Genomic DNA, 21,109 nt, shown 5'->3' with positions numbered 1-21,109 from the left:
ATGACCAGCACCGCAGCCCCGCCCGCCGAGCAGAGCACCGCCCCCGGGGCCGCCGGAACCCGTACGCCGGTCACACCCGGACAGGGGCCCGCCCCGGCCGACCGCCACGCCCGCCGTTTCGGCCTCCCCGTCGCGATCTGCCTCGTCATGGGCAACGTCATCGGCGGCGGGATCTTCCTCCTCCCGGCCTCGGTCGCCCCCTTCGGCACCATCAGCCTGCTGGCCTTCGCCGTCCTGACCCTCGGCGCGATCGCCCTCGCGCTGGTCTTCGGCCGCCTCGCCCAGCGCCACCCGCAGACCGGCGGCCCCTACGTCTACGTACGGGCCGCCTTCGGCGACTTCGCCGGCTTCCTGGCCGCCTACAGCTACTGGATGACCGCCTGGGTCTCCAACGCCGCCCTCGCGGTGGCGTCCGTCGGCTACCTCGCGGTGCTCTTCCCGGCGGTGGGGGAGCACAAGTGGTCGATGTGCCTGGCCGCCCTCGCCGTCCAGTGGCTGCCGGCCCTCTCCAACCTGGCCGGCACCCGCTACGTGGGCGCGGTCCAGGTGGTCGCGACCGTCCTGAAGCTGGTCCCGCTGCTGCTCGTCGCCGTCGGCGGGCTGTTCTTCTTCGACCCCGCCAACCTCGGCCCGTTCCAGGCCACCGGCCAGAGCCCGGTCGGAGCGGTCTCCGCCTCCGCCGCGATCCTGCTGTTCAGCTACATCGGCGTCGAGTCCGCCGCGGTCAGCGCCGGCGAGGTCCGCGACCCGGCCCGCAACGTCGGCCGGGCCACCGTCCTCGGCACCGTCGGCGCGGCCACCGTCTACCTGCTCGGCACCCTCGCCGTCTTCGGCCTGGTGAACCACGACGAGCTGGTCTCCTCCGAGGCCCCCTTCACCGACGCCGTGAACGCGATGTTCGGCGGCACCTGGGGCGGCACGCTGGTCGCCGGCGCCGCCGTGATCTCGATGGTCGGCGCCCTCAACGGCTGGACGCTGCTCGGCGCGCAGACCCCGTACGCGGCCGCCAAGGACGGGCTCTTCCCGAAGGTCTTCGAGAAGAAGCAGCGCGGGGTCCCGGTGGCCGGCGTCCTCGTCACGGTCGTCCTGGCCTCGGCCCTGACCGTCTACAACTACACCGCGGGCTCCGCGGCGGTCTTCGAGGCCCTGGTCCTGATCACCACCTTCACGGCGACCGTCCCCTACCTGCTCTCCACCGCCGCCCAGCTGTACTTCCTGGCCTCGGGCCAGTCGGAGCGGGTCCGGCGCGGGCAGCTGGTCCGTGACGGCGTCCTGGCCGGCGTGGCCTTCGCCTTCTCCATGTGGCTGGTCGCCGGATCCGGGTACGCGGCCGTCTACCAGGGCGTCCTGTTCCTCTTCGCGGGCGTCCTGGCCTACGCCCTGATGTCCGCCCGCAAGCGCCGCGCGGCCGCCTGACCGCGACCGGGCCGCCCGCACGAACGGTGAAAAGAGCACGGAGGCCCGCGCCGAACGGCGCGGGCCTCCGTGCTTTCGCCTGTCCCCGGAGGATCAGTCCAGGTAGTCGCGCAGCACCTGCGAACGCGACGGGTGGCGCAGCTTCGACATGGTCTTGGACTCGATCTGGCGGATGCGCTCACGGGTCACCCCGTAGACGCGGCCGATCTCGTCCAGCGTCTTCGGCTGGCCGTCGTTGAGGCCGTAGCGCATGGAGACCACGCCCGCCTCGCGCTCCGAGAGCGTGCCCAGGATCGACTGGAGCTGCTCCTGGAGGAAGGTGAAGGACACCGCGTCCGCGGGCACGACCGCCTCGGAGTCCTCGATGAGGTCACCGAACTCGCTGTCGCCCTCCTCACCCAGCGGGGTGTGCAGGGAGATCGGCTCACGGCCGTACTTCTGGACCTCGATGACCTTCTCCGGGGTCATGTCGAGCTCCTTGCCCAGCTCCTCCGGGGTGGGCTCGCGGCCCAGGTCCTGGAGCATCTGGCGCTGCACGCGGGCGAGCTTGTTGATGATCTCGACCATGTGCACGGGGATGCGGATGGTGCGGGACTGGTCGGCCATGGCGCGCGTGATCGCCTGCCGGATCCACCAGGTCGCGTACGTGGAGAACTTGAAGCCCTTGGTGTAGTCGAACTTCTCCACGGCGCGGATCAGGCCGACGTTGCCCTCCTGGATCAGGTCCAGGAAGAGCATGCCGCGGCCCGTGTAGCGCTTGGCCAGGGAGACCACGAGGCGGAGGTTGGCCTCCAGCAGGTGGTTCTTGGCGCGGCGGCCGTCCTCGACGAGGATCTCCAGCTCGCGCTTGAACGCGGGCTTGTGGTCCTCCTCCTCTTCGAGCTTGTACTCGGAGAAGAGACCCGCCTCGATGCGCTTGGCGAGCTCGACCTCCTGCTCGGCGTTGAGCAGCGGCACCTTGCCGATGAGCTTGAGGTAGTCCTTGACCGGGTCGGCGGTGGCGCCGGCGACCATGACGGTCTGCGCCGGGGCGTCGTCCTCGTCCTCGTCGGACAGCACGAACCCCTGGGCGCCGGCCTTGGGGGCCTCTTCCTCGGGCTCGTCGGCGAGGTCCTCGACCGCCCAGTCCTCGCCCTCGACGGCCGGGGTCTCGGCGTCGTCGGCGTCCTTGGCGGTGGTCTTCTTCGCGGCGGTCTTCTTGGTGGCCGTGGCCTTCTTGGCCGCGGTCTTCTTGACCGTGCGCTTCTTGGGCTCGGCGGCGGCCTCGGCCGACACCTCCTCCGCGGCGGCGGCCGACGGAGCGGATATCGCCGCGGCGGCGGCCGGGGCGGCGGCCGAGGCCTTGCGCGCGCCGATGGGGCGCGGCGCGGCGGCCGCCTTCTTCGTCACGGTGCGGGCCGGGGCGGCGGCTGCCTTGCGGGGCTTCTTGGCAGCAGCCTTCGTGGCGGGGGCGGCGCTGACGTGGAGGGCGACGCCCTCTTCGTCCAGGACCTGGTTCAGGCTGCGCAGGACCCGCTTCCACTGGTCCACCGGGATGCGACCGGCCTCGAAGGCCTGGCGCACGTCGTCACCGTTGATGTGACCCTGCTCGCGGCCGCGCTCGACGAGCGCGACGAGGGCCTCCGATTCGGCGATCTCCGGAGGGAACGTACGGGACGGGCTGAGCGACACAAGGAGCCTCTCGTTGCGAACAGATTAAGGGGTGAGCGGGAATCATCGCGCGGACTCGGGAAACAGTCCCCATGGGGGGCTGTATTCCGGGGCCGCGCGAGGACACCTGTCGGTTCATCGCATGCCCGAGTCGATTCGTTACGCGCTGAATTGAGTGACCTGCGCCACGCTGTGGCCGGGCAACCGATCCGGCGCGCTCACCCTCCCCTCGATCCGGTCACTCCGGCTTGCGGGCCTCGATGAGGAACCGGGCGGTGTGCGCGACGAACGGACCCTCGCGTTCGATCCGTTCGTGGAGCTCGCGCAGCCGGTCGCGGTACTGCCCGACCGTGAAGCCGGGAACCATCCAGATCACCTTCCTCAAGAAGTAGATCACGGCTCCGATGTCGTGGAACTCCGTACGCAGCCGCTCGGAGCGCAGGTCGGTCACCTCCAGGCCCGCCTTCCGTGCGTCGGCCCGCGCGTCGTCGGGGTGGCGGGCGCGCCGGACCTCCTCCGGCTGGGGGCCGAGGAAGTACTCGACGAGCTCGAAGACGCTGGCCGGGCCGACCTGCTGCGAGAAGTAGGTGCCGCCCGGGGTCAGCACCCGGGCGATCTCCTCCCACCAGATGGTCACCGGGTGCCGGCTCACCACCAGCTCGAAGGCGCCGCCGCCGAAGGGCAGCGGCGGCTCGTCCGCGTCCGCGACGACCACGGCGCCCAGCGGGTGCAGCAGCCGGGTGGCCTTCTCGATGTTGGGCGGCCAGGACTCCGTGGCCGCCGTCAGCGGCGGCAGCGGCCCCGCCCCGGCGAGGACCTCACCGCCCCCGGTCTGGATGTCCAGGACCGAGCGGACCCGGGACAGGCGCTCGCCCAGCATCCGCTGGTAGCCCCAGGACGGCCGCTGCTCGGTGGCCCGGCCGTCGAGCCAGGAGAAGTCCCAGCCGTCGACGGAGACGGACTCCGCCTCGGCGACGAGATGGTCGAAAGTGCGCGTCATGTCTCGATCGTCCCAGGCCGGGCCCCGGTCATCCACCGGATAAGCCGGTGGACGGTTCGATTACAGTGGGAGCAGGGCCGTGACTGGCGTTCGGGTGGATCACCACCGGGGAGCGGCCCGGCGTACGCACCTCCCCGTACGTCGAGTGCCGCGCGCCTGGGCGACCGCGATCCGCGAACAGCGATCCGCAGCGACGTTCAGGAGACCCCGTGACGACTGCCCCCTCGGCCACCGCCCAGCTCATGGACGGCACCGCCCTCGCCCGCCGCATCTCCGAGGAGACCGCCGCCCTCGCGGCGAAGATCACCGAGCGCACCGGCACCGCCCCCTGCCTGGCCACCGTCCTGGTCGGCGAGGACCCCGCCTCCGTCACCTACGTGCGCATGAAGCAGAACCGCTGCGCCAAGGCCGGGATCACCTCCCGCCACGTGGCCCTCCCGGCGGAGACCACCACCGAGGAGCTCGTCGCCACGATCACGGCCCTCTCGGAGGACCCCGAGATCAGCGGCATCCTGCTCCAGCACCCGGTCCCGCACCACATCGACGAGCGGGCCGCCTTCGAGGCCATCGCCCCCGGCAAGGACGTCGACGGGGTCACCATGCACTCCTTCGCCGCCATGGGCTTCGGCCTGCCCGGCTTCGTCTCCTGCACCCCCGGCGGCATCATGCGCCTGCTCGCCGAGTACGAGGTGGACCTCACCGGCAAGCACGCCGTCGTGGTCGGCCGCAGCGCGATCCTGGGCAAGCCCGCCGGGATGCTGCTGCTGGAGCAGAACGCCACCGTCACCTACTGCCACTCCCGCACCAAGGACCTCTCCTCGATCGTCCGCCAGGCCGACGTGCTGGTCGCCGCCGTGGGCAAGGCCGAGTTCATCCGGGGCGAGGACATCAAGGAGGGCGCCGTCGTCCTGGACGCGGGCTACAACGAGGGCAACGTCGGCGACGTCCACTTCGAGTCCGCCGCCGCCCGCGCCTCCCTGATCACCCCGGTGCCCGGCGGTGTGGGCCCCATGACCATCGCGGTCCTGCTGGAGCAGACCGTCCACGCCGCGGCCGCCCAGGCCGGCCTGGACCTCGCGGACCTCTGAGCCGGCCCCGAGCCCCGCTCCCCGCTCCCCGAGCGCCCCGGACCCCGGCGGTCCGGGGCGCTCGCCCGTTCTTCCCCGGCACGGAGCGCACGGAGGCCTTGCCGGCGCCTCACCGGGAGGCGGGGCCCGCGGGCCCCGCCTCCCGGGGCGGACCCGCCGGGCCCTCGGGGCCGCCCGCCGGGCCGGCGCCGCCCGCCGTCGCGTCCAGCCCGGCGACCGCCCGCTCGGCGGCCGTCAGCGGCGGGCCCTGGAGCATCCCCCGGGAGGGGGACCGCAGCACCCTCCAGAGCACCTCCGGGCGGAACCAGGCGGTTGGTGCGCTGGACATCGTGATGACCTCGAAGAAGGCGGCCGTGAGCGGCTCCTCGACGGTGGCTCCGGCCATCAGCCGGTTCACGTACGCGTCCAGCAGGCCCCGCCCCGGCCTCGGGCGCACACCGGTGGCTCCCGGGTAGAGGACGTCCTGCGAGGTGGCCAGGCTCCAGGCGGCGGCCACCTGCGGGGTGAGCGCACGCTGCGCCGCCCTGCCGAAGCCGGGCCGCGCCAGCCCCCCGGACCGCAGCAGGGCGCGGACGGCGAGCAGCCCCTTGGCGGCGACCGACATGCCCTGCCCGTAGAGCGGGTTGAAGGTCGCCACCGAGTCCCCCACGGCGAAGAAGCCGTCGGGCAGGGCCGTCCGCTCGAAGTACAGGCGCCGGTTCGCGGTGCCCTGGGTGACGGCCACGTCCGTCAGGGGGGTCCGCCCTTCCAGCAGCCGCCCCACGACCGGGTCCCGCAGGTCCTTGGCGAACGGGACGAAGGCCTCGGGATCGCCGGTCGGCTGCCCGCCCCGGGTACCGGAGAGGGTGGCCTGCCACAGGCCGTTCTCGATGGGGACGATCGTCGCGGTGCGGCCGGGCACGGGAACCCGGGGGTCGGACTGGACGTTGACGATGGGGAAGCCCAGGGCGTGCGCCCCTTCGGGCGCCCGGAAGATCCGTGTCGCGTAGACCAGCCCGGAGTCGACCTCGGCCTGTGGGACGACGCCCGCGCCGAGGTCCTCCAGCCAGAGCCGGGAGCGCGAGCCGCGCCCGCCCGCGTCGACCACGAGGTCGGCGCGGAGCAGCCGGCCCGCCTCCTGCGGCGTGTCGACGCGGACCCCGGTGATCCGCGCGGCCGTGCCCTCCAGGCCGCGCACCCGGCTGCGCTGGAGCACCGTGACCCCGGGCAGCGCGGTCACCCGGGCGCGGACCACGGAGTCCAGCAGGTCGCGGCTGCAGGAGACGGTGAACTGCTTCTCGCCGTAGCGCGGCAGCCAGCCGTGGGCGGTCATCGTCACCACGTCGGTGGGCAGCCGGCGCCGGATCGCCCCGGCCGCCGTCCAGGCGTCCGTGATGCCCGGCAGTATCTCCTCGATGGCGCGCGCCCCGCCCGACCACATCACGTGCACGTGCCGCGCCTGCGGCAGCCCGCGCCGGGGCTCCGGGCCCTCGGGGAGGACGTCGGCGTCGACGACCGTGACCCTCGCGTGCTCGGCGAGGACGGCCGCCGTCAGCAGGCCGGCCATGCTGGCGCCTATGACGACGGCGTGGCGCGGTCGGGAGGACTCGTCCCGGCCGGGCGCATCGCGGCGGGTGGCGGCTCGCACCGGGAGGTTCTCCGTATGTCGACTGGACGTTCGAGGGGGCTCGGTGCGGTGCAGCCTAGCCCCCGGCCCCGCGCCGTTCCAGCGCATCCCCAACATTCGCGCCATACGGACGAGTAGGTTTTCAGCCGCCCCGGAATGTCCCGTTCAGGACCGGTGGGCCGTCATGACCTGCGAGGTAATCGACCTCGCCCGCCCCCGGCGGCACAGTGGAGCCACCGGGTCCCGGGGCCGCGCACTCGTCCCCGGGACCCGCCCCCGGCCCACCGGCTCAGCCCAGGGCGCGCAGGTACTTCACCGTCGCCGGGTCCGCCGGCAGGAAGGTCTCGATCGCCAGCTCGGCGACGGTCACGTCCATCGGCGTGTTGAAGGTGGAGATCGACGACACGAACGACAGCAGGTGCCCGTCGTGCTCGATGCGCAGCGGCAGCGCGACGTACGGCACGGGCCCTTCCGGGCCGGCGCCGCCGGGCCGCTCCGCCACCGGGTACGCGGCCACCTCCTCGTACAGGGCGCGCAGCGGCGCCGAGCGGTCCAGCGCGATCTGCCGTTCCATCTGGGCCAGCAGGTGCCCCCGCCACTCCCGCAGGTTGTGGATCCGCCCGGCGAGGCCCTCCGGGTGCAGGGTGAGCCGCATGGCGTTCAGCGGCGGCGCCAGCAGGTGTTCCGGCAGCCCGTCCAGCAGCATCGCGACGCCCCGGTTGGCCGCGACCACCGTGTACGTCCCGTCCACCACCAGCGCCGGGTACGGCTCGTAGCCGGTCAGCAGCCGCTCCAGCCCCTCGCGCAGGACGCCCATGGCCGGGTCGTCGAGCGGGGTGTGCGCGTACCGGGGCGCGTAACCGGCCGCCAGCAGCAGCGCGTTGCGCTCCCGCACCGGGACGTCGAGGTGGTCGGCGAGGCGCAGCACCATCTCCTCGCTGGGCCGGGAGCGGCCCGTCTCGATGAAGCTGATGTGCCGCGCGGAGGAGTCCGCCCGGCCCGCCAGTTCCAGCTGGCTGAGCCCGCGCCGCACCCGCCAGGCGCGCAGCAGGGGACCCGCGGAGGGGGCGTCCCCCGAGGTCGAGGTCGTCATGCCCACGACGTTAACCGAGGAGCGCCGGCCGGGGGGACGCACCCGGGCGCACCGGCGCGGGAAGGGTTCACTCCGGCGCGCACCGTGGAAAACTGACCGCACATCACGGACGCGGACGAGCAACGAGCACGAGGAGGCTGCGGATGCCCAGTGAACCGCTCTCGCAGAAGGAGATCGAGGACCGGCTCCGGGAACTGCCCGGCTGGGCCTTCGAGGACGACCGGATCCTGCGCACCTACCGGGTGGACACGCACCGCGCCGCCAGCGCGCTCGTGGCCCACATCGCGGTGGTCCAGGACGAGTTGAACCACCACTCCGACCTCACCCTCGGCTACAACACCGTCCGCCTCGCCGTGAACAGCCACGACGCCGGCGGCCGCGTCACCGAGACCGACTTCGCCCTGGCCGAACGCGTGGAGGCGCTGGCGCCGGCCCACGGCGCGAACTGACCCCGGCCCCCCGCCCGGGCGGGGGGCCGCTCACGCCGGCTCCAGCCGCCACCACTGCGACGGCGAGTCGGCGTCCTCGGCCTGCCGGGCCCGGCCCTGGCCGTCGGCCTCCAGCAGCAGGCCGCTGATGCACGCCACCAGCGAGACCACGCCCGGATCCTCCAGGTGCTCCTCGACCACCCACTCCTGGGCGCCGAAGGCGTTGGCCCGCCACACCTGCACCCGCGCCCCGCTCTCGGTCGAGGCGTTCGCGACGTCGAGGCGCCGGCCGTTGTCCTCGCTCACCACGTGGAACACCCCGGCCCCGCTGTGCGTCGGCGCGAGCCGCCACCGCCGGGCGGCCTCCGGCGCGGGCGGCCCGTCGGGACCGACCCGCACCCGGGAGGAGCCCTCCAGCTGGAGCACCAGCCCGCTGCCCTCGTTACGGATCAGGTAGACCCCCTCCCGCGGGCCCGGAGGGCCGGGGCGGCGGCCGGAAACGGCCGAGGAGGCGGCGGAACCGGCGGAGCGGGGAGCGTCCACGTCCACGTCCGCTTCAGACGTCGAAGACGGCCGGGTCCGGACCGATGCGGCGCCCCTCCGCGCCCAGCGCGTCCAGCGCCGCCATGTCCTCGGCGTCCAGCTCGAACCCGAACACGTCCAGGTTCTCCCGGATCCGGGACGGGGTCACCGACTTCGGGATCACGATGGTGCCCAGCTGGAGGTGCCAGCGCAGCACCACCTGCGCCGCGCTGCGCCCGTGCCGGGCGGCCACGGCGGCCACCGCCGGGAGCTCCAGCAGCTCCTTGCCCTGCCCCAGCGGGGACCAGGCCTCGGTCGCGATGCCCAGCCCGGCGTGCAGCGCGCGCAGTTCGGGTTGCGGGAACAGCGGGTGCAGCTCGATCTGGTTCACCGCCGGGACCAGGGGGCTCTCGGCCCGCAGCCGCTCCAGGTCCGCCGGGCGGAAGTTCGACACGCCGACGGCCTTGGCGCGGCCGCTCGCCGCGATCTCCTCGAAGGTCTTCCAGATGGTGAGGAAGTCCTCGCGCATCGGGCGCGGCCAGTGGATCAGGTACAGGTCGACGTGGTCCAGGCCCAGCTTGCCGAGCGAGTCGTCGAAGGCGCGCAGCACCGCGTCCCGGTCCCAGCGCTGCTCCGGCCCGTTCCACAGCTTGGTGGTCACGAACAGCTCCTCGCGCGGCAGCCCCGAGCCGGTCACCGCCCGGCCGGTGCCCCGCTCGTTGCCGTAGACGGCCGCGGTGTCGACGCTGCGGTAGCCGGCCTCCAGCGCCGTCCCGACGACCCGTTCCGCCTCGGCGTCGGGGACCTGCCAGACGCCGAAGCCGAGCTGGGGCATGAGCGTGCCGTTGTTGAGCTTGATGTTCGGGACCTGGTGCACGGTGGGTGTTCCTCGGGGTCGGTGCGGTGCGGGGTGCGCGCGGGCGCACGGGGGCCACAACCGGCCCCCCCGCACACCGTATTCCCGCCACCGGGCACCCCGCCCCCGCACCACCCGGACGGCTCAGCCCGCGCCCTCCCCCCGAGCCCGGTCAGGAAGGGTAGAGCCCCGCGATCTCCTGCGCGTACGCCGACTCGATCGCCCGCCGCTTCAGCTTCAGCGAGGGCGTCAGCAGTCCCCGCTCCTCCGTGAACTGCCCCGCCAGCACCCGGAAGGCGCGGATCTGCTCGGCCTGCGACACCAGGGTGTTGGCCGCCACCACCGCCCGCCGCACCTCCGCCGTCAGCGCCGGATCCCCCACCAGCTGCTCCGCCGGCCGCTGTGCCAGCCCGCGCATCGACAGCCAGTGCGCTATCCCCTCCATGTCCAAGGTCACCAGCGCCGTGACGAACGGCCGGTCGTTGCCCACCAGGACGCACTGGGACACCAGCGGATGCGAACGCACCCGCTCCTCCAGCGCCGCCGGCGCCACGCTCTTGCCGTTCGAGGTCACCAGGATCTCCTTCTTGCGCCCGGTGATCGTCAGATAGCCGTCCCCGTCCAGCCGCCCCAGGTCCCCGGTCGCCAGCCAGCCTTCCCGCAGCACCTCCTCCGTCGCCCGCGCGTCGCCCAGGTAGCCGGAGAAGACATGGGGGCCGTGCAGCCACACCTCCCCGTCCTCGGCGATGTGCACCGTGGTGCCGGGGATCGGCGGCCCCACCGTCCCGTACTTCACCGCCCCCGGCGGGTTCGCCGTGGCCGCCGCGCACGACTCCGTCAGCCCGTACCCCTCGAACACCGTGATCCCGGCGCCGTCGAAGAACAGCCCCAGCCGCCGCGCCATCGCCGAGCCGCCCGACATCGCGTGCCGCAACCGCCCGCCCAGGGCCTCGCGGACCTTGCCGTACACCAGCTTCTCGAACAGCTGGTGCTCCATCCGCAGCGCCGCCGACGGCCCCGGCCCGGTCCCGAACGCCTTCTGCTCCCGCGCCTGCGCGTACCGCACCGCCGTCTCCACCGCCCGGTCGAAGGGCCCCGCCCGCCCCTCCGCCTCCGCCGCGCGGCGCGCCGCCGCGAAGACCTTCTCGAAGACGTACGGGACCCCCAGCACGAACGTCGGCCGGAAGGCGGCCAGATCGGGCAGCAGCTCCGAGGCGGCCACCGCCGGCTGGTGCCCGAGCTTGACCCGCGCCCGGACGGCGGCCACCTCGACCATCCGCCCGAAGACGTGCGCCAGCGGCAGGAACAGCAGGGTGGACGGCTGCTCGCCGGGGCCCGCCCGGAACACCGACTTCCAGCGGGCGACCAGCGTGTCGGCCTCGAACATGAAGTTCGCGTGGGTGAGCACGCACCCCTTGGGGCGGCCCGTCGTCCCCGAGGTGTAGATGACGGTGGCGACCGCGTCCGGGGTCACGGCCCGGCGGTGCCGGTGCACCACGTCCTCGTCCACCCCCCGCCCGGCCGCCACCAGTTCGGCCACCGCCCCCGCGTCGAGTTGCCACAGCAGCCGCAGCCGCGGCAGCCGCTCGATCACCGAACCGACCGTCATCGCCTGGTCCTCGTCCTCCACGACGCACCCCGTGCAGGAGGAGTCGTACAGGATCCAGTGCACCTGCTCCGCCGAGGAGGTCGGATAGACCGGGACCGGCTGGGCCCCGATCGCCCACAGCGCGAAGTCGAACAGGGTCCACTCGTAGCGGGTGCGCGCCATCACCGCGACCCGGTCCCCGAACCGCACCCCCTGCGCCAGCAGCCCCTTGGCGAGTGCGAGCACCTCCCCGGCCAGCTCCCCGGAGGTCACGTCCCGCCACACCCCGGCCGTCTTGCGGCCGAGCGCCACCCCGTGCGGGTCCTGTCCGGCATGCTCGAAGACCACGTCGGCCAGGCCGCCGGCCGGCGGGCCGCTGACCACGGGGGGCACGGTGAACTCGCGCAACATTCCGCTCCTTGGGTCCCGGGCGCCGAGACGCTACCCCACCGCCCCCTCCGCCCGGCACCCCTGCGGAAACCTCCACAAGATCCCCTCGCCCGGCGCCCCCGTGACCTGCGCACTCACCGACCACGGGGGCGAGCGCGCGGCCCGCCCGGGCCGGCCGCGACCGACCGCCCGCCCTACGCCGGCCGGCTCAGCCGGTCCCCGCCCGCCAGCACCGCGGCCGCCAGGGCCTCCGCCGCCGGGGTCGGGCGGCCGCCCTGCACCAGGGCGAACTCCACCGGCCCCAGCTCCGGCAGCCCGCCCACCCGCACCAGACCCGGTGGGATCAGTCCCCGGGTGTGCGCCATCACCCCGAGCCCCGCACGGGCCGCCGCGATCAGCCCGCTCAGGCTCCCGCTCGTACAGGCGATCCGCCAGGCCCGCCCCTCCCGCTCCAGCACCTCCAGCGCCCGCGCCCGCGTGATCCCGGGAGGCGGGAACACGATCAGCGGTACCGGCCGCTCCGGGTCCGGCCGCAGCCCCTCCGCCCCGATCCACACCATCCGGTCCCGCCACACCAGCCGGCCCCGCTCGTCCCCCGGCCCGCGCCGCTTGGCCAGCACCAGGTCCAGGCGGCCCTCGTCCAGCCGCTCGTGCAGGACGCCCGACAGCTCGACCGACAGCTCCAGGTCCACCTCGGGGTGCTCGTGCCGGAACCCCTCCAGGATCTCCGGCAGCCGCGTCAGCACGAAGTCCTCCGACGCCCCGAACCGCAGCCGCCCCCGCAGCCGGGTCCCGGCGAAGAAGGCCGCCGCCCGCTCGTGCGCCTCCAGGATCGTGCGCGCGAAGCCCAGCAGCGCCTCCCCGTCCTCCGTCAGCGCCACGCTGTGCGTGTCCCGGGCGAACAGCGGCCGGCCCGTGGCCTCCTCCAGCCGCCGCACGTGCTGGCTGACGGTGGACTGCCGCACCCCCAGCCGCCCCGCGGCCTGGGTGAAGCTCAGCGTCTGCGCCACCGTGAGGAAGGTGCGCAACTGGACGGGGTCGTACACGCCCCCAGCGTAGTACCGCTCATCACGGCACGCGATGGCAGTCAGAGCGGTGTGCGCATTTCCCGATGACCGCGCACCGGCGACGATGGAAGCCGCCCGCCGCCACCGAGCGCGCCCGGAACGACAGCAAGCGAGCCAAGCCCATGCGACGCCCCCGACCCCCCGCCCGGCTCCCCCTGGACCCCTACGTACTGGCGCTCCTCGCCACCGTGGGCCTCGCCGCGCTGCTCCCCGCCCGGGGCCCCGCCGCCACGGCCGCCGACGGCGCCTCCACCGCCGCCGTGGCCCTGCTCTTCTTCCTCTACGGAGCCCGGCTCTCCACCCGCGAGGCCCTCGACGGACTGCGCCACTGGCGCCTCCACCTCACCGTGCTGGCCTGCACCTTCCTGCTGTTCCCGGCCCTCGGCCTGGCCGCCCGGCTCCTCGTCCCCACCCTGCTGACGCAGCCCCTCTACAACGGACTGCTCTTCCTCTGCCTGGTCCCCTCGACCATCCAGTCCTCCATCGCCTTCACCTCCATCGCCCGCGGCAACGTCCCCGCCGCGATCTGCGCCGGCTCCTTCTCCAGCCTCGCCGGCATCGTCGTGACCCCCCTGCTCGCCGGCGCCCTGCTCGGCGGCGACACCGGCGGCTTCTCCGCGGACTCCCTCCTGAAGATCGTCGTCCAGCTGCTGCTCCCCTTCCTCCTCGGCCAGGGCCTGCGCCGCTGGGTCGGCGGATTCCTCACCCGGCACAAGCAGGTCCTCGGCTACGTCGACCGGGGCTCGATCCTCCTCGTCGTCTACGCCGCCTTCAGCGCGGGCATGGCCGCCGGGGTCTGGCACCGGGTCAGCCTCCCGCGCCTCGGCGTGCTGATGGCCGTGGAGGCCGTGCTCCTCGCCGTCATGCTCCTCGTCACCTGGTACGGGGCCGCCCGCCTCGGCTTCGGCCGCGCGGACCGGATCGCCATCCAGTTCGCCGGGTCGAAGAAGAGCCTGGCCGCCGGACTCCCCATGGCCAGCGTCCTGTTCGGCGCGCAGGCCTCCCTCGCCGTGCTGCCGCTGATGCTCTTCCACCAGATGCAGCTGATGGTGTGCGCCGTCCTCGCCCGCCGCCGCGCCGGCGACCCGCGGGAGCCGGACGGCACCCAACTCCCGGACCACCCTGTGGCGGAGGTCTCGCCCCGGCCCCAACACCCGGCCGCGCGGGGCCGGTAACGTGCGGCGGTGACCTGGATACGCCCGCTCGCCGCCCACGCCCCCCGCCCCTGCACCCTCGTGGTCTGCCGGGGCTGCTGCTGCGGGGACCCCCGCAAGAACCCCGGCACCGACCACGCCGGCCAGCTCGCCCGGCTCCGTGAGGCCGCCGACGCCTCCGGAGGCCGGCTGGCCGTCCGGACCAGCGACTGCCTCGGACCCTGCGAGCGGGCCAACGTGATCGTGGTCCAGCCCACCACCGAGGCCCGCCGCCGGGGCGCCCGCGCCGTCTGGTTCGGCTGGGCCCTGGACGACACCGCGACGCAGGAGATCATCGCCTGGGCCGAGTCCGGCGGCCCGGGCGCCACCCCGCTCCCCGCCACCCTCGACCTGCACCGCATCGACCCCCCGGAGCCGAAGCCGGCCGAGTCCGCGCCGCGCCGGGGCAGGCGCCGGAAGTAGGCGGTGTCGTGTGGACCAGGCGTCGCGAGCCCGGCCTGGTCCACACGACACCGTCTGGGGCTACTCCGCCTCGGGGGCGGGCAGGAGGATCCGCTCCTCACCCGCGTAGATGTTCATGTCCGGCCCCCGCAGGAAGCCCACCAGGGTCAGCCCCGCGTCCGCCGCCAGGTCCACCGCCAGCGAGGACGGCGCCGACACCGCCGCCAGCACCGGCAGCCCGGCCATCACCGCCTTCTGCGCCAGCTCGAAGGAGGCCCGGCCCGACACCAGCAGCACCGCCCCGGCCAGCGGCAGCCGGCCGGCCTGCAGCGCCCGCCCGACGATCTTGTCCACGGCGTTGTGCCGCCCCACGTCCTCCCGCACGTCGAGCAGCTCGCCCTCCGCCGAGAACAGCCCGGCGGCGTGCAGCCCGCCCGTGCGGTCGAAGACCTTCTGCGCCCCGCGCAGCCGGTCCGGCAGCTCCGCGAGCAGCTCCGCGCGCACCCGTACCGGATCGGCCGCGAGCCCCGGGAAACGGGTCGCCGTGCGCACGGCGTCCAGGCTGGCCTTGCCGCACAGACCGCACGAGGAGGTGGTGTAGACGTTGCGCTCCAGCGTGATGTCCGGCACCGGAACCCCGGCCGCCAGCTGCACGTTGACCACGTTGTAGGTGTTGGAGCCGTCCTCCGTGGCCCCTTCGCAGTAGGTCACGGCCTGGACGTCCGACGCCCGCGCGATCACGCCCTCGCTGACCAGGAAGCCCGCCGCCAGCGCGAAGTCGTCACCGGGGGTGCGCATCGTGATGGCCAGCGGCTTGCCGTTCAGCCTGATCTCCAGCGGCTCCTCCGCGACCAGGGTGTCCGGCCGGACACCGGCCGCCCCGCCCCGGACCCGTATGACGCGGCGCCGTTCGGTGACCCGTCCCATAGCGATCAGCCCCGCCCGTTCCGTACTGCGTCCCGTACTGCGTCGTGCACCGGATCGCGCACCTGACGAGGACATTCTCCCGGATCGCGGACGGGCCCGGTCTCCGGGCTGGGGGATGCTGGGAATTCTCCAAATTCCGAGGCCCCAATCCTGTCGGGTTGCACGCAGACGTACTCATCGGTAGCAGGAGAAGGTGAATGATCCTGTCTGCCTACAAAGGGGGATCCCGCCCATGACCGGTTCACGCGTGGTGGCGCTCGGGCACTACCAGCCCGCGAAGGTGCTCACCAACGAGGACCTCGCGGGCATGGTCGACACCAGCGACGAGTGGATCCTCTCCCGCGTCGGCATCCGGACCCGGCACATCGCCGGCCCCGACGAGCCGGTCGACGAGCTGGCCTACCAGGCCGCGGCCAAGGCCCTCGCCAACGCCGGCCTGATCCCCGACGACATCGACCTCGTCCTCGTGGCCACCTCCACCGCCATCGACCGTTCCCCCAACATGGCCGCCCGCGTCGCCGCCAAGCTGGGCATGGCCAGCGCGCCCGCCGTGATGGACCTCAACGTCGTCTGCTCCGGCTTCACCCACGCCCTGGCCACCGCCGACCACGCGATCCGCTCCGGTTCCGCCACCCGCGCCCTGGTCATCGGCGCCGACACGATGGCCGGGATCACCGACTGGAGCGACCGCACCACCTGCGTGCTGACCGGCGACGGCGCCGGAGCCGCCGTCGTCGAGGCCTGCGCCGAACCGGGCGTCGGACCGGTGCTGTGGGGCTCGGTCCCGGAAATGGGCCACGCGGTGCGCATCGAGGGCACCCCGCCGGTCTTCGCGCAGGAGGGCCAGTCCGTCTACCGCTGGACCACCAGCCGGCTGCCCGCCCTGGCCCGCAAGACCTGCGAGAAGGCCGGGATCACCCCCGAGGAGCTCGCCGGGGTCGTCCTGCACCAGGCCAACCTGCGGATCATCGAACCCCTCGCCGCCAAGATCGGCGCCGTGAACGCCGTCGTCGCCCGCGACGTGGTCGACTCCGGCAACACCTCGGCGGCCAGCATCCCGATGGCCCTCTCCAAGCTGGTCGAGCGCCGCGAGATCCCCAGCGGTGCCCCCGTCCTCCTCTTCGGCTTCGGCGGCAACCTCTCCTACGCCGGCCAGGTCATCCGCTGTCCCTAGGGGGCGCCCCCCGGCCGCCGGGCGCGCTGTCCCGGGGAGGTGCCCGGCCGCAGGTCAGCGCGGCGTGGCGGGCCGCGGGCCGGGCCGGATATCTGGTCGGAGGGCCGCCGATCCCCTGCTATTGTTGTCCATGTCGCCGCGGGAAACCGGGGTCGGCCACCGGTCCGGGTGGCGGAATGGCAGACGCGCTAGCTTGAGGTGCTAGTGCCCTTTATCGGGCGTGGGGGTTCAAGTCCCCCCTCGGACACCAGCTGAGACCCCACTTCATGTGGGGTTTTCTGCTTTTCTGGGCGGTGGCGTGACCAACCACGTGACCAACGGCCCAGAGATTCCCCAGGTCAGACCAGGGACGACAGGCCGAGTCGGCCCGCACCGGAGGCGGCCAGTCGGCGCGCTCCGTCCTTACGAGAGTGCCCGTACCGGGCCATCGTGTAGCCCGGCGAGTGGTGCCGGACGTTCGCGGAGACCTCTACGGGGTTCTCCCCGGCCTCCAGGTCGTTCGTGACCTTGCTGTGCCTCCAGTCATGGATTCGGAAGTCCTCCGGCAGGTGCAGGCGCGTCCGGAGGGTGCGCCAGCGTGCCGAGACCTTCTCGGGGTCCTGCGGGCCTCCTGCCTCACCCCGGTAGAGCTTGAAGCCGTCCCGGGCGAACACCAGGTCGTGATCCGTCCACGCGGGGCCGAGCCGCTTCCGCTCCTCGTCCTGTCGCTGCTTCTGCCACTTGAGGACGTTGATCACGGACTGGTCCACGTAGATGACGGCGTTGTCGTCGCCGTCCTTGGTCAGCTTCCGAAGCCGGTAGGCGTTACCCTCCTCCACCACGACCCAGCCCAGTTCGATGGAGCCCTCGTCCCAGTTCACGAGGGACCACTTCATGCCAAGGGCCTCGCTGCGGCGGACGCCGGTTGCGGCGTAGACGGTCCACAGCGGGGCGTCCCGGAGGCAGTGGTGAGTCAGGCCCCCGTCACAAGCCCGGTTGCCGCACGGCTCCCACACCGTCCCCAGGAACCGGGCCGTCTGCCCGTCGTCCAGGGTGGGGTACTTCTGCTCCTGGGCCCGGATCTGCCGGGCCGTGGGCGGGTGCGCCGTCGCCGCCGGGTTGGCGGGTATCAGCTTGGGCACCGCCGCCCCGAGAGCACCCGAGAGGATGTTGTGGACGTGCCGGACGGACTTGGCCCCGAGCGGCTTGCCCTTGTTCGTCGAGCACGGCGCGGTCTCCAGCAGCCGGTACAGGTCGTCAAGGGTGTCGTCCGTGACCTCGCACAGCTTCACGCCACCGATGTGCGGCTTGATGTGCAGACGGATCTTCGTCTCGTACCCGGCCACGGTCGTTCCCTCCTTTCTGTGGGTGCTCAGCCACTTGTCGAGCCACGGAAGAACGGTTGGCCGAACCTCCCCGTCCAGGGTCGTGTCCCGATGAACGTTCGCCATGCCTTCGAGCTGGCCCACCGGGAGCCTGTCCAGGGAAAAGCGGCAGCGGCCTGAGTGTCGCGCCCACGGTGACGGCCGCTGACTGCGGCCGTCACCCCGGGCCCCGTGATCTGAGCGTGTGGAAGAGCGCCAAGGCATACGGGGCCGAGTCGAAACCGTCCAAGGGCAACTGCACGCCCGGTTCCTGGATCACCTGGACCACGCCCAACGGCAGGCAGCGCACGGGGGTCGTGAGCAACGACCCCGCCACGGTGGCCACCGTGAGGCGACATGTCCCGATGGACAAGGTGACCCGCTGTACCGCCGTGATCATCCCGGCGGACGGGGGCGACGCGCTCCCACTGCTGCGTAAGACAGCCAAGGAACCCAACGCTCAGACCAAGGACGAGGGCCGGTGGCGGTCCGTCGCCCCTCTCAACCGAACCAACTCCCAGGAAGCGACAGCAGCATGAGCAGCCCCGTTCTGTACGGTCCGATCGGCCGAGCAGTCCGCAAGATCGCCCCGTTCCTCGAAGCGGACGCCCTTGGGGTGTACGTGGCCGCCCTGTCGATGTGGTCGGCCGCCATCAGCGGCACCGTCAAGGTCTCCTCCCGTGGCTCCGCCCGCCCCGCTCTGCTGTGGTCCGCTCTGGTGGCCGGCACGGGGCGCGGGAAAGGGACCGCGCTACGGGCAGCGCTTCACGTCCTGGACCCTTCCCTGGGACGCTTCCTCGCTACGCACACCACATCCGGGATCACTTCCGGTGCCAGTCTCGTCCATCACCTGTGGGAGCAGCAGGAAGCGACCGCCGAGACGGAGCACGGGCGCGACATCCGGGCCCTGGTGGTCGAGGAGGAATGGACGGAGGTCTTGAAGCGGGTCAAGCGCGACGCGTCGTTCACCACGAAGCTCCGAGCGGCGTGGGACGGGGCGACGCTCCGCAACACGACCAAGGAAGAGGCCCAGGAAATCCGAGATCCCGCCATGGTCCTTCACGCGCATATCACTCCGTCCGACTGGGCCAAGTACGTAGGCGAGTCGGAGGCGGCCGGAGGGTCGTACAACCGCATCCTGCCCTTCCTGCTCGGTGCGGTCCCGATGCTCGACGATGACCGCGTGAGCCTGCCCAAGGTGGACGGACGGGAACTGTCCGACGCTTACGGATGGGCCACCGCCCGACCACGCGTGATCACCCTCTCCGAGGACGCCCGCCCGCTCTGGCGGATCGTGAGGCGCTACGCCCGCATCCTGGCGGAATCCCTGCCCGAGGCTCAGGCCGTGTACGTCGAACGGACCGCAGAGCAGACCCTCAGGGTCGCGGCCTGCCTCGCCGCGTCCGACTGCTCCGAGAACATCACGGAAGAGATCCTGTCGGCCGCCTTCACCCTGGTTCGCCGTTCCGTCCAGGACGCGGTACGGATCACCAAGGGAGCCGACGCCCCGAGGGCGAAGCGGCAGCCGATCAGCCTCTCGGACAAGGTCCGGGCCCGCATCGAACTGCACGGCGGACGCGCCACCTCCTCCCAGGTCCTCCCGTACGTGGGGGCGAGCGCCGAAGAGGTCAAGGCCCTGCCCGGAATCGTCGTCACCGTGGAACGGTCGGGGAAGACGGGCCGACCTGCGACCGTTTTCACGCTCCGCGGTGACACTTCCGTTCACACAGAGCAGCCGAACCCTTCTCCCACCCCACAGCCGGCCAGCGCGGAGCGTGAGGAGAACCGCGCCACAGTGGTCCGCCTGGACTCCTACCGCCCGACCCCGAAGCCCGTTCCGGTGGACGTGCCGGTGAAGCGGTCCGCTTCTCCGGTCTCCGCTTCCAACCCGTTCCGCGCTCTGCTCTAAACAGTCCACCAAACCAATCAAGCCCCGGCCGATCGGCCGGGGCTTCTTTCGTTGGTTCGGCTACTGCAACCTGAGCTACGCTCGGTAGAGCGAAGGACGCTCAGCTACCTGATCCGGGCTGAGACCGTCCACGGTCAGGTTGCCGGTCCACAGATGATCTCGGTTGGCGTAGGTGGCTTCGAAGCTGACGCGCTTCCCACCGGGCTCCAGCTTCCAACCCTGGTCAGGGAACTGCGCGATACGGTCGCTGCCGCAGACGAACGCCCGGGTCGCCTGGATCAGGATCCACTGTGCGAGTTCGGTTTCCTTGGCTGCGGGCCTGCCGCAGGAACGGGCCATCTGCCACAGCCGTGGCCACTCGACACCAGGGGTCAGAGGGCCGATCACGGCCACGTCCCCGATCCGTCGTTCGTCGAGATGGTGTGTGGCGTAGCCGAAGACCGTGCCGAACATCGCGAACACAGTGACCCGACTGCGTCCGGTCAGGCCCTCGTCATTGCTGCTCATCTTTGGAACCCTTGGCTGTGGCGGTCCGGGCGCCTTAGCCACGCCCGGACCGCTTCCGTTCAGTGGTGGCTCAGCAGCCGTCGCCGTCACCGCAGCACGCGGGCGGGTTGCAGTCCTTCGCCGCGCCCCACAGCCGTTCATCGACGTGGAACCCGGCGGCCCTGACGCGGTCCACCACGGAACCGATCAGCGGGCGGGTGCGGACGGTGGCCTTGGGCTCGTGTCCGAGGAAGAACCCGAACTGCTCGTCGCACCAGGTGGCGTACGCCTGGGTGTGGAGCACGAACGAGTGCCATCCGGGGTCGACGGCGTCGGACGGGGTCATGTCGAACGCGCGGGTGTCGCCCATGACCTTGAGGAAGGCAAGGGCCTGGTCCACGATCCGGCGGGCGGTGGACAGTTCGTGTCCGTATTCCTCCGCGCAGAACTCCGACACCTTCTCGAACAGCTCGGGACTGACGAGGTCCCGCCCGTGCCGTAAGGCGACGGGGGATTCCAGCATGGTCGTCACTGGTGGTTCCCTTCTGTGGTTGAGGACTGGCCGGTCAGGCGGCGGGCGGGGGCGGGAACTGCTCGCCGCCATCCTTCTCTCCGGGGTCGGTCATCTCTGCACCTCCTCTCGGTGCGTGTGCCGGCCGAAGTCCCGCCCCCGCAAGGGGCGGAAGTTAGAGGGGAGTTGCGGGCAGGCGAAGAGCTTCGGCGATCTGCTCAACCACATCGGCCGGGATCTTGCCGAAGTCCACGTAGGCCCCTCCGTTGTGGGTCACCGTGGGCCGAAGGCTGTTCTGCACGGCCTCAGAAACGCCGAGGGCGGCCAAGGCCGCGCGTATGGACTCCGAAGCGTTTTCGGCTCGGCCCCAGGAGTCCCGCCACGTCTGCATTTCCATCAGTGGCCCGTACCGTGCATCCGCATGAGGATGTCGCAGTCCGTAGAAGTCGTCTGGTCGCTC

Annotated in this window: 20 protein-coding genes, 1 tRNA gene and 1 riboswitch; of the genes, 8 read left to right on the top strand and 13 right to left on the bottom strand. The window is 72.5% G+C overall.

Annotated elements, in window-relative coordinates:
- On the top strand, nt 1-1,416 hold the full coding sequence (locus tag ACFY0O_RS16365; protein WP_388947360.1) for an amino acid permease: 1,416 nt from the start codon (nt 1-3) through the stop codon (nt 1,414-1,416).
- Nucleotides 1,417-1,509: 93 nt separating this feature from the next.
- Here the strand turns inward: ACFY0O_RS16365 and ACFY0O_RS16360 are convergent, their stop codons facing one another.
- Entirely contained in the window at nt 1,510-3,087 is a 1,578-nt protein-coding gene (locus tag ACFY0O_RS16360) for an RNA polymerase sigma factor (protein WP_388947359.1), read from the bottom strand.
- Nucleotides 3,088-3,304: 217 nt separating this feature from the next.
- Nucleotides 3,305-4,066 carry a methyltransferase domain-containing protein gene (locus ACFY0O_RS16355; RefSeq protein WP_388947358.1) on the bottom strand — a complete coding sequence of 254 codons (762 nt, stop codon included), beginning with the start codon at nt 4,064-4,066 and terminating at the stop codon, nt 3,305-3,307.
- A 69-nt stretch (nt 4,067-4,135) separates the two neighbouring features.
- Nucleotides 4,136-4,235: riboswitch (ZMP/ZTP riboswitch) on the top strand.
- A gap of 73 nt (nt 4,236-4,308) precedes the next feature.
- On the opposite strand from ACFY0O_RS16355, the gene ACFY0O_RS16350 reads away from it, so the two are divergent.
- Nucleotides 4,309-5,154, top strand: a complete 846-nt coding sequence (locus ACFY0O_RS16350) for a bifunctional 5,10-methylenetetrahydrofolate dehydrogenase/5,10-methenyltetrahydrofolate cyclohydrolase (protein WP_388947526.1) — start codon at nt 4,309-4,311, stop codon at nt 5,152-5,154.
- 109 nt (nt 5,155-5,263) lie between these two features.
- Here ACFY0O_RS16350 and ACFY0O_RS16345 read toward each other — a convergent pair whose 3' ends face one another.
- Together ACFY0O_RS16345 and ACFY0O_RS16340 are read right to left on the bottom strand one after the other, a co-directional pair.
- Nucleotides 5,264-6,781, bottom strand: coding sequence for an NAD(P)/FAD-dependent oxidoreductase (locus tag ACFY0O_RS16345; RefSeq protein WP_388947357.1), 1,518 nt, complete (start codon nt 6,779-6,781; stop codon nt 5,264-5,266).
- A gap of 268 nt (nt 6,782-7,049) precedes the next feature.
- Nucleotides 7,050-7,853, bottom strand: coding sequence for a helix-turn-helix domain-containing protein (locus ACFY0O_RS16340; RefSeq protein ID WP_388947356.1), 804 nt, complete (start codon nt 7,851-7,853; stop codon nt 7,050-7,052).
- Between the two features lie 143 nt (nt 7,854-7,996).
- On the opposite strand from ACFY0O_RS16340, the gene ACFY0O_RS16335 reads away from it, so the two are divergent.
- A complete protein-coding gene (locus ACFY0O_RS16335; RefSeq protein ID WP_388947355.1) occupies nt 7,997-8,302 on the top strand; it encodes a 4a-hydroxytetrahydrobiopterin dehydratase in 306 nt (101 codons plus the stop codon).
- 30 nt (nt 8,303-8,332) lie between these two features.
- On the opposite strand, the gene ACFY0O_RS16330 is transcribed toward ACFY0O_RS16335, so the two are convergent.
- The 4 genes from ACFY0O_RS16330 to ACFY0O_RS16315 all read right to left on the bottom strand — a co-directional run bounded on the left by ACFY0O_RS16330 (nt 8,333) and on the right by ACFY0O_RS16315 (nt 12,683).
- A complete protein-coding gene (locus ACFY0O_RS16330) occupies nt 8,333-8,734 on the bottom strand; it encodes an RICIN domain-containing protein (protein ID WP_388947525.1) in 402 nt (133 codons plus the stop codon).
- Nucleotides 8,735-8,837: 103 nt separating this feature from the next.
- On the bottom strand, nt 8,838-9,680 hold the full coding sequence (locus ACFY0O_RS16325) for an aldo/keto reductase (protein WP_388947354.1): 843 nt from the start codon (nt 9,678-9,680) through the stop codon (nt 8,838-8,840).
- 151 nt (nt 9,681-9,831) lie between these two features.
- The gene (locus tag ACFY0O_RS16320) at nt 9,832-11,655 is read right to left on the bottom strand and encodes an AMP-dependent synthetase/ligase (protein WP_388947353.1); all 1,824 of its coding nucleotides are present in this window, start codon (nt 11,653-11,655) and stop codon (nt 9,832-9,834) included.
- Between the two features lie 176 nt (nt 11,656-11,831).
- Nucleotides 11,832-12,683 (bottom strand): LysR substrate-binding domain-containing protein, encoded by an 852-nt coding sequence (locus ACFY0O_RS16315; RefSeq protein ID WP_358897073.1) that lies wholly within the window; start codon nt 12,681-12,683, stop codon nt 11,832-11,834.
- A 143-nt stretch (nt 12,684-12,826) separates the two neighbouring features.
- Here ACFY0O_RS16315 and ACFY0O_RS16310 point away from each other — a divergent pair, with 143 nt between their 5' ends.
- On the top strand, nt 12,827-13,879 hold the full coding sequence (locus tag ACFY0O_RS16310; RefSeq protein ID WP_388947352.1) for a bile acid:sodium symporter family protein: 1,053 nt from the start codon (nt 12,827-12,829) through the stop codon (nt 13,877-13,879).
- A gap of 9 nt (nt 13,880-13,888) precedes the next feature.
- On the top strand, nt 13,889-14,320 hold the full coding sequence (locus ACFY0O_RS16305) for a (2Fe-2S) ferredoxin domain-containing protein (RefSeq protein ID WP_388947351.1): 432 nt from the start codon (nt 13,889-13,891) through the stop codon (nt 14,318-14,320).
- Between the two features lie 60 nt (nt 14,321-14,380).
- On the opposite strand, the gene fdhD is transcribed toward ACFY0O_RS16305, so the two are convergent.
- Entirely contained in the window at nt 14,381-15,226 is an 846-nt protein-coding gene (gene fdhD, locus ACFY0O_RS16300; protein ID WP_388947350.1) for a formate dehydrogenase accessory sulfurtransferase FdhD, read from the bottom strand.
- Between the two features lie 232 nt (nt 15,227-15,458).
- Here fdhD and ACFY0O_RS16295 point away from each other — a divergent pair, with 232 nt between their 5' ends.
- Together ACFY0O_RS16295 and ACFY0O_RS16290 are read left to right on the top strand one after the other, a co-directional pair.
- Entirely contained in the window at nt 15,459-16,400 is a 942-nt protein-coding gene (locus ACFY0O_RS16295) for a beta-ketoacyl-ACP synthase III (protein WP_388947349.1), read from the top strand.
- Nucleotides 16,401-16,562: 162 nt separating this feature from the next.
- Nucleotides 16,563-16,650: transfer RNA gene (locus ACFY0O_RS16290), tRNA-Leu, on the top strand.
- An 88-nt stretch (nt 16,651-16,738) separates the two neighbouring features.
- On the opposite strand, the gene ACFY0O_RS16285 is transcribed toward ACFY0O_RS16290, so the two are convergent.
- Entirely contained in the window at nt 16,739-17,725 is a 987-nt protein-coding gene (locus ACFY0O_RS16285; RefSeq protein ID WP_388947348.1) for a tyrosine-type recombinase/integrase, read from the bottom strand.
- A gap of 553 nt (nt 17,726-18,278) precedes the next feature.
- On the opposite strand from ACFY0O_RS16285, the gene ACFY0O_RS16280 reads away from it, so the two are divergent.
- Nucleotides 18,279-19,652 carry a DUF3987 domain-containing protein gene (locus tag ACFY0O_RS16280; RefSeq protein ID WP_388947347.1) on the top strand — a complete coding sequence of 458 codons (1,374 nt, stop codon included), beginning with the start codon at nt 18,279-18,281 and terminating at the stop codon, nt 19,650-19,652.
- 75 nt (nt 19,653-19,727) lie between these two features.
- On the opposite strand, the gene ACFY0O_RS16275 is transcribed toward ACFY0O_RS16280, so the two are convergent.
- From ACFY0O_RS16275 to ACFY0O_RS16265, 3 genes are all read right to left on the bottom strand, one after another.
- A complete protein-coding gene (locus ACFY0O_RS16275) occupies nt 19,728-20,159 on the bottom strand; it encodes a hypothetical protein (protein WP_388947346.1) in 432 nt (143 codons plus the stop codon).
- A gap of 70 nt (nt 20,160-20,229) precedes the next feature.
- Complete coding sequence (locus ACFY0O_RS16270) at nt 20,230-20,661, bottom strand: hypothetical protein (protein ID WP_388947524.1); 432 nt, start codon at nt 20,659-20,661, stop codon at nt 20,230-20,232.
- A 163-nt stretch (nt 20,662-20,824) separates the two neighbouring features.
- Complete coding sequence (locus ACFY0O_RS16265) at nt 20,825-21,046, bottom strand: hypothetical protein (protein ID WP_388947345.1); 222 nt, start codon at nt 21,044-21,046, stop codon at nt 20,825-20,827.
- Nucleotides 21,047-21,109: the final 63 nt, after the last annotated feature.

Origin of the sequence: Streptomyces sp. NPDC001594 (assembly GCF_042893675.1) — a bacterium.
Taxonomy (GTDB): Bacteria; Actinomycetota; Actinomycetes; order Streptomycetales; family Streptomycetaceae; genus Streptomyces.
This window is presented reverse-complemented; position numbering and strand designations above follow the sequence as displayed.